This is a genomic window from Bacillus basilensis (genome assembly GCF_050630465.1).
Taxonomy (GTDB): Bacteria; Bacillota; Bacilli; order Bacillales; family Bacillaceae_G; genus Bacillus_A; species Bacillus_A basilensis.
The window spans coordinates 409,774-424,258 of record NZ_JBNTQO010000001.1 but is presented as its reverse complement, the minus strand read 5'-3'; the positions used below and the strand labels follow the sequence as shown (position 1 = coordinate 424,258).

At 31.2% G+C, this 14,485-nt stretch carries 12 protein-coding genes and 1 riboswitch; of the genes, 3 read left to right on the top strand and 9 right to left on the bottom strand.

Annotation, left to right across the window (positions count from 1 at the left end; genetic code table 11):
- Positions 1-114: 114 nt before the first annotated feature.
- Complete coding sequence (locus tag ACQVV1_RS02230; RefSeq protein ID WP_431168544.1) at positions 115-1,104, bottom strand: zinc-binding dehydrogenase; 990 nt, start codon at positions 1,102-1,104, stop codon at positions 115-117.
- Positions 1,105-1,275: 171 nt separating this feature from the next.
- Positions 1,276-1,788 carry a GrpB family protein gene (locus ACQVV1_RS02225; protein WP_431168543.1) on the bottom strand — a complete coding sequence of 171 codons (513 nt, stop codon included), beginning with the start codon at positions 1,786-1,788 and terminating at the stop codon, positions 1,276-1,278.
- Between the two features lie 127 nt (positions 1,789-1,915).
- Here ACQVV1_RS02225 and ACQVV1_RS02220 point away from each other — a divergent pair, with 127 nt between their 5' ends.
- The gene (locus ACQVV1_RS02220) at positions 1,916-2,797 is read left to right on the top strand and encodes a protein kinase domain-containing protein (protein ID WP_242253444.1); all 882 of its coding nucleotides are present in this window, start codon (positions 1,916-1,918) and stop codon (positions 2,795-2,797) included.
- A gap of 89 nt (positions 2,798-2,886) precedes the next feature.
- The gene (locus ACQVV1_RS02215; RefSeq protein ID WP_431168542.1) at positions 2,887-4,155 is read left to right on the top strand and encodes a LytS/YhcK type 5TM receptor domain-containing protein; all 1,269 of its coding nucleotides are present in this window, start codon (positions 2,887-2,889) and stop codon (positions 4,153-4,155) included.
- Positions 4,156-4,247: 92 nt separating this feature from the next.
- Here ACQVV1_RS02215 and ACQVV1_RS02210 read toward each other — a convergent pair whose 3' ends face one another.
- The 4 genes from ACQVV1_RS02210 to ACQVV1_RS02195 all read right to left on the bottom strand — a co-directional run bounded on the left by ACQVV1_RS02210 (position 4,248) and on the right by ACQVV1_RS02195 (position 7,543).
- On the bottom strand, positions 4,248-4,355 hold the full coding sequence (locus tag ACQVV1_RS02210; protein ID WP_000120182.1) for a YjcZ family sporulation protein: 108 nt from the start codon (positions 4,353-4,355) through the stop codon (positions 4,248-4,250).
- A gap of 135 nt (positions 4,356-4,490) precedes the next feature.
- On the bottom strand, positions 4,491-5,291 hold the full coding sequence (locus ACQVV1_RS02205) for an energy-coupling factor transporter transmembrane component T family protein (RefSeq protein WP_063223499.1): 801 nt from the start codon (positions 5,289-5,291) through the stop codon (positions 4,491-4,493).
- Positions 5,284-6,984, bottom strand: a complete 1,701-nt coding sequence (locus ACQVV1_RS02200; protein WP_431168541.1) for an ABC transporter ATP-binding protein — start codon at positions 6,982-6,984, stop codon at positions 5,284-5,286. Before ACQVV1_RS02200 ends, ACQVV1_RS02205 begins: the two co-directional genes overlap by 8 nt.
- 10 nt (positions 6,985-6,994) lie before the next feature.
- The gene (locus ACQVV1_RS02195) at positions 6,995-7,543 is read right to left on the bottom strand and encodes an ECF-type riboflavin transporter substrate-binding protein (RefSeq protein WP_001038201.1); all 549 of its coding nucleotides are present in this window, start codon (positions 7,541-7,543) and stop codon (positions 6,995-6,997) included.
- 139 nt (positions 7,544-7,682) lie between these two features.
- Positions 7,683-7,798, bottom strand: a riboswitch (SAM riboswitch).
- Between the two features lie 147 nt (positions 7,799-7,945).
- Here ACQVV1_RS02195 and ACQVV1_RS02190 point away from each other — a divergent pair.
- Positions 7,946-8,626 carry an aspartate/glutamate racemase family protein gene (locus ACQVV1_RS02190; protein WP_242253441.1) on the top strand — a complete coding sequence of 227 codons (681 nt, stop codon included), beginning with the start codon at positions 7,946-7,948 and terminating at the stop codon, positions 8,624-8,626.
- A gap of 49 nt (positions 8,627-8,675) precedes the next feature.
- Here the strand turns inward: ACQVV1_RS02190 and ACQVV1_RS02185 are convergent, their stop codons facing one another.
- The 3 genes from ACQVV1_RS02185 to ACQVV1_RS02175 all read right to left on the bottom strand — a co-directional run bounded on the left by ACQVV1_RS02185 (position 8,676) and on the right by ACQVV1_RS02175 (position 14,326).
- Positions 8,676-9,854 (bottom strand): macrolide family glycosyltransferase, encoded by a 1,179-nt coding sequence (locus ACQVV1_RS02185; RefSeq protein WP_309260190.1) that lies wholly within the window; start codon positions 9,852-9,854, stop codon positions 8,676-8,678.
- A gap of 381 nt (positions 9,855-10,235) precedes the next feature.
- Positions 10,236-12,317 carry a peptidoglycan D,D-transpeptidase FtsI family protein gene (locus tag ACQVV1_RS02180; RefSeq protein WP_431168539.1) on the bottom strand — a complete coding sequence of 694 codons (2,082 nt, stop codon included), beginning with the start codon at positions 12,315-12,317 and terminating at the stop codon, positions 10,236-10,238.
- 221 nt (positions 12,318-12,538) lie between these two features.
- On the bottom strand, positions 12,539-14,326 hold the full coding sequence (locus ACQVV1_RS02175) for an ATP-binding protein (RefSeq protein WP_063223505.1): 1,788 nt from the start codon (positions 14,324-14,326) through the stop codon (positions 12,539-12,541).
- Positions 14,327-14,485: the final 159 nt, after the last annotated feature.

Here is a 14,485-nt window from a genome sequence, read left to right as displayed (position 1 = left end):
TGGATTAAAGATATATATAGTTGAAAAAGCTTTTAAATCAAATGATCCACAAACTATAAGTGTGTATATTACATAACATATCCATATAAAAACATTGGTTATTAAATCATATTTTTATTCTATACGTAGAGCGATATTACCGAACTGTTCTCCCTGTTCCATACGGCTCAACGCTTGAATTACTTCTTCTAACGAATAAACTTTATCCATAATTGGTTTAATCTTATATTTCTCTATAAACTTAATCATTTCATTAAATTCCTCACGGCTACCCATAGATGTTCCCATAATATCAATTTGATTATAAAATAACGCTCTTAAAGGCAATTCTATTTTATCTCCTGAACTTGCACCAAAATTAACAATTCTTCCATTTGGTTTCAATACATCAAAATAGTTTAAGAATGTTGCTGGACCTATACTATCGATTATTAAATCTACTTTCTCTCCTTGTAAAATCTCTTCCCAATTTCCAGAACTATTAAAAGAAAAGTCTGCGCCATATTTTTCTGCAAACTTTCTTTTGTTCTCAATCCTTGAAGTAACACTTACTTTTGCGCCAATTGCTTTCGCAAATAACATGGCAAATGTCGCTACACCGCCGCCTATTCCCGGAATTAAAACATGTTCTCCACATTTCAATCTACCCTTTGTAAAAAGTGCTCTAAATGCAGTTAACGCCGATAAAGATAATACGCCAGACTCTTCCCAAGTAAGATATGACGGTTTTGCTACTACATTTTCAGCTGGCACAATCACATATTCAGCAAACGTCCCATCTCTCGGTCCACCTAGCACCTCTGGTAACTCTGGTACTTCGGCAATATTTTCCCATCCAATGCTAGGATTTATAATAACCTTGTTATTTAATAATTTTTTTGAAATACCTTCTCCGACTTCTGTAACAATTCCTGAACCATCTGACCCTATTACTAACGGCAGATCCATTTCTTTTCTATTGTTTATAATAAATAAATCCCTATGATTTAATCCTGCAGCTTTTAACTTTATTTTTACTTCACCAGCATTAGGATTTGTTTCAGATAAAAATTTATATTCTAATCCCTCTGCCCCTTTTTTATATTGATGTACAATTGCTTTCATTGCTTAATTCCCCCTTAATATTTTCAATGTACTAGAAATATCGAAATAAATAAACTAATCTGTCTCCAATAATTAGAAATAATGTATATCGTTATGACAAAATAAAAAATCCCTTCCTATAAATAACGTAGGAAGGGATTTTAAAAATTTTTCAGATAAGAATCTGTAATATTAAATTTTTTGAGTTTTGGCCAATTCTAATATCTTTTGAATAAACGGCCCTTTTGCACTTGTATATGAAACTCGATCAAAAGGATATGTAGCTGCAAGTTTCTCTTTTAATTCTCTATATTCATTACGTGCCCATTCATGTTTTGTTAGAAAGTCTCGAAATAAAAGATTATTTTTCCATTCGTCACTATTATAAATATAAACGTGCAAATGATGGGTACCCGCTCTCCATTTTCCCTTTCTAAAAAAGCGCCAATTAGTTGATTCCTTTGGTACATACTCATATCCAATTTTTAATAGATCACCAATCCACTTTTCGATAATTTGCAAATCCGTTACACCAATCATCATATCAATTAGGGGTTTCGCTCCTAATCCTTGTACGGATGTGCTCCCTATGTGTTCAATAGCAATACATTCTCCTCCGAATAAAGAAATAAATTTCTCCTTTTCTATTAAATACTCTTCATGCCACTCTTTTTCATATGGTTTAATAACGATTTGTTGTTCCATTTTATTCACCCTTCTATAAGTACTCATCATTATATTTATAAAATTCCATGTGAGTAACATAGGATTTTTACAAAATATGTCGAATACTGAAATATACAACTTAATTATAATAAATGTGAGGTATATTATGGAAGCTAAACCAGTTGAAATTCAGTTGAATCAAATAACATTCCAATTAAAAGAACATCATAATTTTGATTGGCTATTGAAATTAGGAACCGTATTTGCAGTTTTTGACCAGCAAGATTCAGGTAATATAAGTTTTGGTGTAGAAAAAAATGGGCATAAGAAATTCATTAAATACGCAGGGGCACAAACAATTGCATACGAAGGAACAATGAACGACGCTATTGAACGATTAAGAAATTCAGTTTCCCTATACGAGGAATTAAAACATGACTCGCTTATAAAACTAATTGAACATTTTCCAGTTCAATCTGGATATGTATTGATTTTCGATTGGTTTGATGGTGAATGTCTTCATTCACATTGGAGTTTCCCGCCTCCTGAGAAATATAATAATCCAAAGTCTCCATTTTATAAATTTAAGCATTTATCTGTTATGAAACGAATTCAATCCTTAAATTCCATTTTTTCTTTCCATACGTATGTCGAAAAGAAAAACTATGTAGCAATAGATTTTTATGACGGTAGTATTTTATATGATTTTCATACAAATGAGACGAAAATTTGTGATATTGATTTATATTCTAAAAAACCATACGTAAATAAAATGGGAAGATTATGGGGTTCCTCGCGTTTTATGTCTCCTGAAGAATTTGAGCTAAACGCTATGATTGATGCGAAAACAAATGTATTTAATATGGGTGCAATGGCTTTCACAATTTTAGGGGGTGGAAAAGATCGCTCCTTTACAAAATGGGAAGCAAGTATGGATTTATATGAAATAGCGTATCGCGCTGTAAATGAAAACCGAACTGAACGATATGCATCAGTTGAAGAATTATATGAAGAATGGGTAAACGTGGCAGATACTAAAAAAATATAAACCTATATTATTTAATCAAATATATATATTATACTATAATCATGTATAATATATATGAAAAGGAAATTCAAAATAATGAGGCAAATATTATGGACTTTGTTTATATTAATCAAAACGTATTAAATAATCTTCTTTACATTTTAATTAGTATCTTTATTTTTTATTTTATATATGATAGCGGGCACTATTTGAAGAAATATAAAAAACTACTTATTATACTTTGTACGAGTATCCCTCTTATTTTATGTATGCGCTATCCTATCTATATGGATGAAAATTGCATTCATGATTTAAGACAAATACCAGTTATAATAGGTACACTTTATGGTGGCTTCCCTGTCGGTATCATATTGTTTGCTATTTTATTAATTACAAGATTTTCATTTTATGGATTTAGTATGTTAACAATACTAGTTTATGGCACAATGTTTATCATTACAGCATTCGCATCCGCAAAATTTAATACGTATAATAGAAAAATCAAAGTAGCTTATACAATGTTTTTAACATTTTTTCTAGGAATATTTACAACTGTAATTGTATTAACTTTATCAGATTTTGAAGTGAATAATTTGTACATTATTTATTTCATAATATTACCAACTACTTTAATGTTGTTTGTAGTTTATTTTAATGAAGTTTTAAAAGATGCAGTATGTATGCGATCGAAGTTGATTAAAATGGAAAAAATGGAAATCGTCAGTCAACTAGCTGCCAGTATATCGCACGAAATAAGAAATCCCTTAACTGTTGTAAAAGGATTTACTCAACTTTTAAAAACACCAAATTTAACTCCAGAATCAAGAGACGAGTATATTAAGCATATACTTGAAGAATTACATCGTGCCCAAGGAATAATTGATGATTATTTAACGTTTGCCAAACCTGCTTCAGAAAAATTAGATGAGATTTCAGTAGAACAAGAGTTAAATCGAGTGATTAATATGATCTTACCTTTATGTAATATGAATACAATACATATTACAAAAGATTTCTCTACGGCAACAATAGTTGGAAATAAACAGCACTTTCAGCAATGTTTTTTAAACTTAATAAAAAATGGTATTGAAGCAATGCCTAATGGTGGCACTTTAAATATCTCCTCATCTATTAGTAATAATAAAGTTATAATACGAATTGAAGATAGCGGAATTGGTATGTCACAAGAGCAAATAAATCGATTTGGCGAACCGTATTTTAGTACAAAAACGAAAGGTACAGGTTTAGGTACAATGGTTGCTGTTAAGATTATTGAAACGATGCAAGGTAGTTTAAAAATCCGAAGCGTTGTTAATAAAGGTACCACTTTGACAATTACATTCCCAAAATGTAATCAGAACTCATCTGAGAACAAATAAAAAAGGAGCATAATTGCTCCTTTTTTATTTGTTTCGATACATAAGTATCTTTTATGTTTTTTTAGTTTACATTTGTGGAGACTAATTAAAAATTAGTACCCTCCGCCCCAGCAGCTGCATCCAACGATAATTAACAAAATAAATAATACAACTAATAAAGCGAAACCTCCACCAAAACCACAAGAACCACCGTAACTCATATTTTCTCCTCCTTTTGGTTTGAAAACTAATAGGTAGTTGATCATTTTAACTGGTTCGTATTATACATTATGTAAATATCCCTTTTTTGAGCATGTCTATATAAAAATAAGTAAAAGCACTCATTTGAGAGTGCTTTAAAATGGATACCAAAAGTTTTGAAATACATGTAATTTTAAATATACTGCAACAATTAAAATAAAAACACCTACAAATAAAGCAAAGAAATCCCCACTTTTCGCTTTATTTGTATAAAACCACGTACGTGTATCTTTCTTTCCAAATCCTCTTAAATCCATTGCGTTTGAAACGGTATCAATTCTCTCTAGAGAATGAATAATTAAAGGCCAGAAAATTAAGACACGGTTTTTCATGCGAATCCATAAACTTGCTTCTCCTTTTTCAAAAGCTACTCCTCTCGCCTCTTGCGCATGTTTAATAACTTTATATTCGGACTGAATATTAGGTATATAACGTAATGCAATATTTATTGCATATGTAATCTTATAATGAATTCGAAATTTACTTAAGCTACTCACGAATTCGCTTGGATCAGTCGTATAAATAAAAATAAGTGTAAATGGTAATAACGTAAAATATTTTAATGAAAGTGTAGCTGCATAAAATAATGTTTCATATGTAATTGTTGCATATCCAATATGCACAAACGAAGTATATGATTCGGTTAATTCAGATCCATGGGTTGGTGTAATAAATAAAATCATGACAGAATTTAATAAACTGAATGTAAATATAACACTAAAAACAATAAAAATTTTACGGAGTGGAATTTTAGCAACTATAAGTCCCATGCATCCAATCAAAAATACAACTAGCAATACGCGAAAATCAAAAAATAAAAAGGTAAACGTCATACAAAAAATAAATAATAACAATTTCACTGCTCCATCCATGCGATGAAAATATGTACTATACATCTTCCTCCCTCCTAATAACATCAAAATAAAGTTCTATAAACCTTTCAGGATATGCAATCCCACTAAATTTAACTAGTTTGAATAAAGAACTTTCCCTTAGGTTCGCTCTTTGTAACGTTTCTGGATGCCCTAACACAATAGACGCGGTATTATTCGCAATAATTTTCCCTTCATATAAAACTATCGCTCTGTCTGTATATTCCAATGCGAGATTCATATCGTGTGTGATCAAAATAAACGATATTCCCTTTGCAGCTAATTTTCTAATAAACGACATAAATTGTTTATAATGATAATAATCTTGTCCCGCTGTCGGTTCATCTAACATGATAAGTTTCGGATTTGTTGTTAGTACAGATGCAATCGTTAATCTCTTTTTTTGTCCATAACTTAACGCCTGAATTGGCCAATTTCGAAATGGATACAAACCACAAACTTTTAACGCTTCTTCCGCTCTAAGCTTAATTTCTTCCTTTGAAAATTTTTTTAATTTTAATGAAAACGAAACCTCTTCCATAACAGTAGGTTGAGTAATCACATGATTAGGATTTTGCATCACATAAGATATAACCTCACCGCGTTTACGAATAGACCAAGAATTAATATTTACTCCATCAATTAAAATCCTATCATTTTTTGTTTTGTTTATCCCTATAAGACTATGAGCTAATGTTGATTTTCCAGCTCCATTATGGCCTAAAAGTGCTACTATTTCCCCTTTATATATAGAGAAATTCACATTATCTAATACTTTTTGTTTATTAGAATATGAGAATGACAAATTCTCTACTTTCAATAATTCTTTTTTTGTAGGAGTGTCTTTACAAAAAACTTGCTTCTCCATCCACTCATTTATTACGCCACTAACACTTTCCCTATGAAGATTTTCAAGTGGGTATATTACGTCATTATTACTATCAAAATGTAATCTCTTTAATACTTCTATATACATAGGTTCTCTTAAGCCTATAGATGGTAATATATTTGACGCTAAAATCTTTTCAGGTGTCCCAATCGCAACAATTTCACCTTCATCAATTAAAATGATTTTATCTAAATCCAGGTTTAACATTTCTTCTATTCGATGTTCAATAATTACAATTGTTTTATTATATTGTTTATGTATATCTTTAATTAGTTGTATTGTATGTATGGCGCTTAGCGGATCTAAATTTGCTAACGGTTCATCGAACAATAATATATTAGCATTTGTTGTTAACAGACCTGCTAGAGAAACAGTTTGTTTTTGCCCTCCTGATAATTCATGTGGACTTTGTTTATGAAAAGCATGCATCTTCACCTTTTTTAATGAATCCGAAACAATCTTTTTCATATCATCTTGATTTACACATTCGTTTTCTAAATAAAATGCTACATCTTCTTCTACTGTAAGGCCAATAAATTGAGCGTCTTGATCTTGTAAAATTGTTCCTACCTGTTTACTCTGTTCAAAAATACTCTCTTTCCTTGGATCTTTTCCGGCAATTAAAATATTACCAGTACTAATTCCTTCATAAGAAAATGGAATTAGCCCATTGATACAATGAGCTAACGTTGATTTCCCTGAACCACTTCGTCCAGCAACTAGTACTTTTTCTCCAGGATATATATGAAATGAAATGTCTTTTACAGTAGGCTGTGCTGTATGCTCATATTGAAAGCTGAATTGTTCAAAAGAAATAATTGGTTGCATGTTAACATCCCTACTTTTCAATTTTTAAATGTGTATGTTTCTTATTAGATTTAGCTAAACCTATTGTAATTGGCAATCCAAGAACTAAAAATACAATAACATCAGCAATTGTTGCTCCTAATACTTGTATAACAATTTTGTCAAACGGTTCTCCCATCACAATAATATCGAATGCCCCAGCAAATATAATAGCTATGACAATTCCAATTAACCCAGTAATGGCTAAATAAGAAATATCTCCCTTATTATACGTCCCGTTTTTCACACTAAAGCCAACTCTTTTTTGAATGAGTCCCATTGCAAATCCGATAATGCCTGAGCTAATAACCCATCCCCACCAAATACCCCATCCAGCGATCGTATCTGTTACGGTATGACCGATAAGACCTATTAACAGTCCTGCAACTGGACCAAATAGAGCTCCAAAAACAGTTAAAATAGCTAATGCGGGTTTAATAAATGTATTTGGCGCAATAGAAAATCCCCAAAGTCCTAATATCCCATATAATGCTGCCCCAATTCCGATTGCTACTACTAATTTTGTTGATAATTTGTTCATTACAATTCCCCTCTCATATTAGTCAACTTTTATTACTCTATATTTATTTTGAAAATGAATTATGCATCGACACTCCCTTTCTATACAACAAAAAATGACCTCTTATATAAGAGGTCATTTTCTTTCACGTTCAAGAATCCTCTTATCTTCCAAAAAACACATCGTGTCCTCTGCGGAATTAGCACCTTCCTATAAATTTATATAGGGGTTGCTGAGGTTTCATAGGGCCGTTCCCTCCACCTCTCTGGATAAGTATTAATTTGTAATTCGTATTATGGCACTAAGAATTGTAAATTTCAATACTTTTCTAATTATTTTTTATTTAACGGTACATTCAAATCATTGTATTCTTATCGGAATTATGAAATAATAAGTTCAAAATAGTTACGGGAGGAATGCACGATGAAAGTAATCGGTTTAATTGGTGGACTAAGTTGGGAATCTACATCGTTATACTATAAACATATTAATACACTTACACTCTCTCAATATGATCAAAATGCAAAGCTTGTTTTATATAGCATGGACTTTGGTGAGGTAACTACTTTATTACAAAATCATCAATATGAAAAAGTGAAAAACGAATTAGTCACAGTTGCAAAAAAAGTTGAAAAATCTGGAGCTGAATGTTTATTAATGTGTTCTAATACGGTCCATTTATTTGCTGAAGAAGTAGAAAGTGCAATATCCATCCCGCTTCTTCACATTGGTGATGTAAGTGCTAAAGAAATGGTAGAACAGAATATAAAGCGTATCGGACTATTGGGTACAAAACAAACGATGGAACAAGACTTCTATAAATCACGTCTAGCAAACTATAACATTGAGACAATCATTCCAAATGAAGAGGAAAGAAATTTTATTCATCACGTTATTTTAAATGAATTAAGTAAAGGAATTATTTCAGAAACCTCAAAAGAAAAGCTATTACAAATTACAAAATTATTAATTCAAAATGGCGCAGAAGGAATATTACTAGGATGTACTGAAATCCCTTTGCTTATTTCACAAAACGACCTTACTGTTCCTGTGTTTGATACTGCTTTTTTACATGCAAATACTGCTGTGCAGTTTGCGGGATAACAATATACAAGCATAAAGGTAGAACCTCTATGCTTGTATATTGTTGACACTATTTACTTAAAAGAGATTCAATAACTGCAATGGCTTCTTTTGGACCACCACATTCTAAAAAACTATCATTAAGTTTTCGTATACCATGTTTATACTTTTCATTTGAAAGTACGTTTGTTACCGCTTCTTTCAAAGTTTGCACATTAACATACTCTTTTAATAACCGATGCGCTGCTTCAAGCTCAGTTAACCTTTGTGCTATCATTGGCTGATCTTTATCATGTGGAATTATTACAAATGGGACTTTAAAATATATAGCATCGTGTACGCTATTCATGCCGCCATGTGTAATAAAAACATCTGTTTCACTTAATATTTCTGATTGGGGTACGTATGAAGCAATTATAAAATTGTCTGGCGCTTTTTTAATTTTAGAACGATCATTTCTATCACCAATTGCCATTACAACTATCCCATCAAAATCTGAGAAAGTATCAATACAAGTATTAAAGAATGGTTCGAGTCCTTCAAGTAGTGTTCCCATTGAAATGTAAATAACTTTCTTCTCTTTAAGCATTTCAAATGGAAACTCTACATTTGTTTTACGATTTGAAATACTCGGCCCAATAAAAATGTTATTTTCTCCAAACGAATTGCTATTAGGTTGGAAATAACGACTTGTGTACACGAGAGAAATATCTCCCTTATTATGCATAAATTGAAGATTATTTTTAGGTTTTACGCCAAATTCATGCTCCATTTGATATAGTAACTTTTCAGAAAGTTCATCGGGTTGGAATTGTATTTCTGCATTTGGATGAAAAGGTAACGTCTCTAAAAATTCTGGAGGAATTAAAAATATAGGAGAAGAAACTACACCTGGTATTTGTAAATACTCCTTTACTAACTCTCCAGCACCAAATATATCATAAATTACAAAATCAAAAATTATGCTTTCACATAATTTTTTCGTAATTTCTAATATATATAAAGAAGTTTGAACATGTACATGAAAGAAAGAATTCAACCCATATGAAGTTTCAGTATCAATAGAAATCTCCTTTAATAAATCTGGATGGGTATAAACAGTAGCTCCCAAATCTTCAATTCTGCCTTTAAAATGTTCTGTTGTAATATAATGTACGTGATCACCCCGTTCAATGAAGGCTTTGACTAAACTTAATGTAGGATTTACATGTCCCTCTGCTGGAAAATTAACCATTAAAATATTTAGCACTTCTTTCTCACTCCTTACATTTCAATTCACTTATTAAGCATACTGTAATTATTACCGTCAATCTTCCCCTAATAGTCCCAATAAACTTGCTACTTTAGATTGATAAATAATTGTCCGTCATTAAATTAAAAAAGGCATCTACATAAGTAGATGCCTAACCGTGATAAGGAGTGTTCTGTGAGGTTAGAATAAGCTTTTCAGCTTGTCCTATGCTATCAATATATGATTTATTTTATAAAACGTGAATAATTGATAGAATGATTTTACCTCTCTATCACCCATTTTGAATCTATCCCTAAATAAGACGACTCTAGTTTCTATAACATTTCATATATTTTAATCTTCTTTAGAGCTATCTATTTTTGTAGTTTCTCCAGTCAATCACTTATTTTTCAATTCAAAATAAGCATCTAAAATTTCTTTTCCAATATCAGAATTAATACCAGATTTATCATTAATAACCCACGGTACAACTACAGAGAATGCTACTTCAGGATTATCATATGGTGCATATCCTGCTAACGTTAAATTATAACATTCTCTTCGCTCACCTTTTTCATTTCTTCCAATATCACTTTCTCCACCGTATACTGTCTGTGCAGTCCCTGTTTTACCTGCTGGTTTATAAGATGCTTTTTGGAACGCCCTTACACCTGTTCCATCACCTTCTTGGAACACTCTTCTAAATCCTTCTTTTACTTGATTTATATATTCCACTTTCATATCTATTTTATTTAAAACGATTGGTTCTACTGAATGCACCACTTTACCAATCTCATCTTTTTGCGACGTTTGCTCTCTTACCTCTTGAACAATTTGTGGCTTCATTCGATATCCACCGTTTGCGATTGTTGAAATATACTGTACAAGCTGAAGTGGCGTATAGGTGTCATACTGGCCAATTGAGTAGTCTAGTAAGAAACCAGGTTGATTATCTTTTTTACCAATTTGTCCAGCTGTTTCATTCGGTAAATCGATACCCGTTGGAACACCTAATCCAAATTGCCTGAAATAATACCTCATTTTATCAAAGTACTCCTGTTTAATATTTAATGAACTATTTTTCACATAATCCACACCTGCAATTTTTAATGCTGTATGAAACATATAAACGTTTGAAGAGACTTGTAACGCTCTTAAATCATCAATATTTCCAAACTCTTTCCAAGACTTTTTTTCCTTAGTTCCTTTAAACTTCATAGGTGCATCATAAAAATAAGTACCTGGTGTTATAGCTTTCGTTTCAAATCCAGTTAAAACTGTTGCACCTTTAACTGTTGATCCGAGCTCATAAGAACTAGTCATTGTGCCTAAAGCATAGTCTTCAACTTCTGTTTTTCCGTCTTTTTCTACAAGTCTTTTCCCAGCCATGGATAATACTTGTCCGTTTTTCGGATTCATCATCACCACGAAAGCACGGTCTAACATGGATTCTGATCCTTTATATGCCTTTAATATTTTTTCTATACTTTCTTCTACTTTTTTCTGTAATTCCATATCTATTGTTAAAGTTAAATTCTTACCGCTCTTTCCCTCAGAAACTGTTTCCGTTCTAATTGTATTACCTTGTTTATCTGCAACGCTTCTTACTTCTTTTTTTGTACCATGAAGTGCATCTTCGTATTGCTGCTCGATATAACTTTTTCCAACTCTATCATTTCGGCTATAATCACGTACCAAGTAGTAATCTAATCGTTCACTTGGTAATCCTTCATCGGAATTAGAAACATTTCCAAGAACAGATCGGAATAATCCATCATTTACATACACTCTCTCCCAATCAACCGATACGTCTACACCTGGGAGATTCGCTAAACCTTCACTAATTATAGTGAATTCCTTTTCACTAACATCTTTTTTAATAATTTGAGGAGCCATTCGATAACCAGAAGTCATCTTACTTTTAATAGCTAACACCTTTATATCTTTATTTGTTAATTCCTGAAGATTTTTATCTGTTACACGCTTCCTTTTTAACTCTTCTATTTTTTTATCTAAATTTTCCCCGGTAATATCTTTATCTCTGAACTTATTTATTTCTTTTTTAGATACTAATTTTTCGGTAAGTTTCGGATTTAATTGCATCCAAAAATCTTTCTTATCCGTTTCAGTTAGCTTATTTATATCTTCTTGCGGCATTTCAATTATGTCTGCAAGTTGTCTTGCAGTTTTTAATATCTCTTCTGATTTTACACCTTTCATCTTTGTATATGTAATTGTACGTAAAGATTTATTATCAACTACTGGATTCCCTTCTCGATCAAATATTTTTCCGCGCGGAACAGAAAGACTTACGGTTGCATTTTCTCTCTTCTCTATTTCATTTTTATACGTTTCTCCATCGATAATTTGTACTTTACCTAACTGTATGATCATGGCAGAAAATAATAAAAATACACAAAAAAATAAAATGTTTAACCGCATCGGTATTGCTCTACCTCTTGTTTTCTCTTGTTTTTTCACTTCGTCTTAATCTCCTCCTTACAACATTTCAAATAATATTTGGTTTCTATATTAAAAGTAACGTGCGACTTCCATACATTACCTTGTACAAATATTAATATAATGTTTAAAACTTAATAGAAATTAAAACAAATCTAAAGAAAAGGTAAAGTTTACTAAATTAAATGTAAAAATACCCAATACCCAAAAACTAAGCTTTTGGGTATTGGGTATTTAGTAATTTAAGAATTAATAATTGGACGCATTGATTCGAATCTATCATCATAATTTGATAAAGATTTTTTACTCTGAGCTTTTGGCAAATAAATATTCACTGTTGTCCCGACACCAACCTCACTCATAATACTTATTTTCCCTTGATGACTTTCAATAATTTTATAACTTAGCATTAATCCGATACCAGTACCTTTTTCTTTCGTACTATAAAATGGCTCACCTAATCTCTTAATTCTTTCTTCAGGTATCCCTATTCCTTCGTCAATTACATGAATAATGACACCCTCATCGTTTATCTCTTTTATATGAATTGCAATTTTTCCACCATCCGGCATAGCTTCGATTGAATTTTGCAAAATATTAATAAATACTTGTTTTAATTGATTTTCTGAGCATTCAAGGATTATATCTTTGGAATCTGTATATAATTCAACTTGAATATTTGTCATAATTGCTTTTGTATTTATTAATGATACGACATTTTTAAATATTTGATAAATATTTTTCTTTTCGGTACTTATTTCATCTGTTTTAGCAATCGACAAAAACTCTTGCAGAATTGCTTCTATTCTTTCAATTTCAGAAAGCATTAGATCAAAATATTTTTCTTGATCTTCTATATTAATTTGGAATAACTGTATAAACCCTTTAATGACTGTTAATGGGTTCCTTACTTCATGAGCTACACCAGCAGCTAATTGACCGATTGCTGCAAGTGTATCTGATTTATTTAGCAATTCTTCTGTCTTTTTCCGCTCTGTAATATCCCGTACAATAATCATAATTTTATCATGCAATAACGGTAAACATCTAGCTTCAAAGAAATCGATACTTTCATTAATTGTAAGTGGATATTCAATAATTGTATTTGTTCCTTTTTCTTTCACTTGACAAATTGCTTCTTGAAATTTTTGTGCTACTGTAGATGGTAATACTTCGTAAAACTTTTTTCCCATAAAAGCTTCTGCGGGTACGTAAAATTTTGTAGGGGATCCTGCTTTATAATCAATAATTGTTCCATCATCTTCTGTTAAGAAACATAAATCTGGTAAAGCCTTAAAAATTAATTCCAATTCAGACGTTTGTTGTTTTAATTTCTCTTCTATTGCTTTTAAATGTGTAATATCTACCCCAACAGCCCAATAACTAAATCCACTTACAGGAAACTGTTCTGATATATTGGACCACATTATCGTTTTAATTTCACCATTTTTACATGTTAAGCGCATTTCCCAATCTCTAAAGTTCTTTCCGCGAGTCAAAAATTTCTTTTGTATCTCGTGACGATAATTATGATCAGGATACAGTAATCGAAGTGCGTTTGGATTTCCAATTACCTCTTCTGCAGTATAGCCTGTCACAATTTCACATTCGCGATTCCACAAAACAAAATCTCCATTATAATCAAGTGCATCAACCATAACAGGCATGTTTTGTAAGATTGTATGTAGTTCCTCCTCTTTTCGAGAAAGTAACGTTGTATTTTTACTTTGGAATCCTTTCATTACTCCATCTATAATTAGATTTGAAAGCATTTCAAAATATTTTTGACAATTGAAAATTTCACTTTTGTTTGACCATACTACAAAAGATCCTAAATATTGATTGTATATGAAAATGGGGATTTCAATTTTGGGAAGTTTACATATTTTCGTCTCATTTATTCCAAAAGAAAATATACATTCTTTTTCAGCATCAAGAAGTTGATGTGATATGTTGGTTAATTGATAAAATTGTTCTGCCATGGTTTCTATTGTACTCACATCAATAAGTTCCATTAGCCGCGCATTCATTCTTTTTTCACCTCAATATGTAAAATTAATACAAATTCAAAATTTATACTTCTCCATTATACGAAGAATGTGCCATTAGGTATATAGCTGTAGAATAATTATTCGAACAAATTTTATTTTTCAATTAAAAAAGAGAGGGATTCACATATAAAATGAAAC

Bases quoted from the DNA above. Each gene is read 5' to 3' on its own strand.
- ACQVV1_RS02200 (WP_431168541.1), bottom strand. From the start codon at position 6,984: ATGCAACCAATTATTTCTTTTGAACAATTCAGCTTTCAATATGAGCAT.
- ACQVV1_RS02195 (WP_001038201.1), bottom strand. From the start codon at position 7,543: ATGAACAAATTATCAACAAAATTAGTAGTAGCAATCGGAATTGGGGCA.
- ACQVV1_RS02190 (WP_242253441.1), top strand. From the start codon at position 7,946: ATGAAAGTAATCGGTTTAATTGGTGGACTAAGTTGGGAATCTACATCG.
- ACQVV1_RS02175 (WP_063223505.1), bottom strand. From the start codon at position 14,326: ATGAATGCGCGGCTAATGGAACTTATTGATGTGAGTACAATAGAAACC.
- ACQVV1_RS02230 (WP_431168544.1), bottom strand. From the start codon at position 1,104: ATGAAAGCAATTGTACATCAATATAAAAAAGGGGCAGAGGGATTAGAA.
- ACQVV1_RS02220 (WP_242253444.1), top strand. From the start codon at position 1,916: ATGGAAGCTAAACCAGTTGAAATTCAGTTGAATCAAATAACATTCCAA.
- ACQVV1_RS02210 (WP_000120182.1), bottom strand. From the start codon at position 4,355: ATGAGTTACGGTGGTTCTTGTGGTTTTGGTGGAGGTTTCGCTTTATTA.
- ACQVV1_RS02215 (WP_431168542.1), top strand. From the start codon at position 2,887: ATGGACTTTGTTTATATTAATCAAAACGTATTAAATAATCTTCTTTAC.
- ACQVV1_RS02225 (WP_431168543.1), bottom strand. From the start codon at position 1,788: ATGGAACAACAAATCGTTATTAAACCATATGAAAAAGAGTGGCATGAA.
- ACQVV1_RS02205 (WP_063223499.1), bottom strand. From the start codon at position 5,291: ATGTATAGTACATATTTTCATCGCATGGATGGAGCAGTGAAATTGTTA.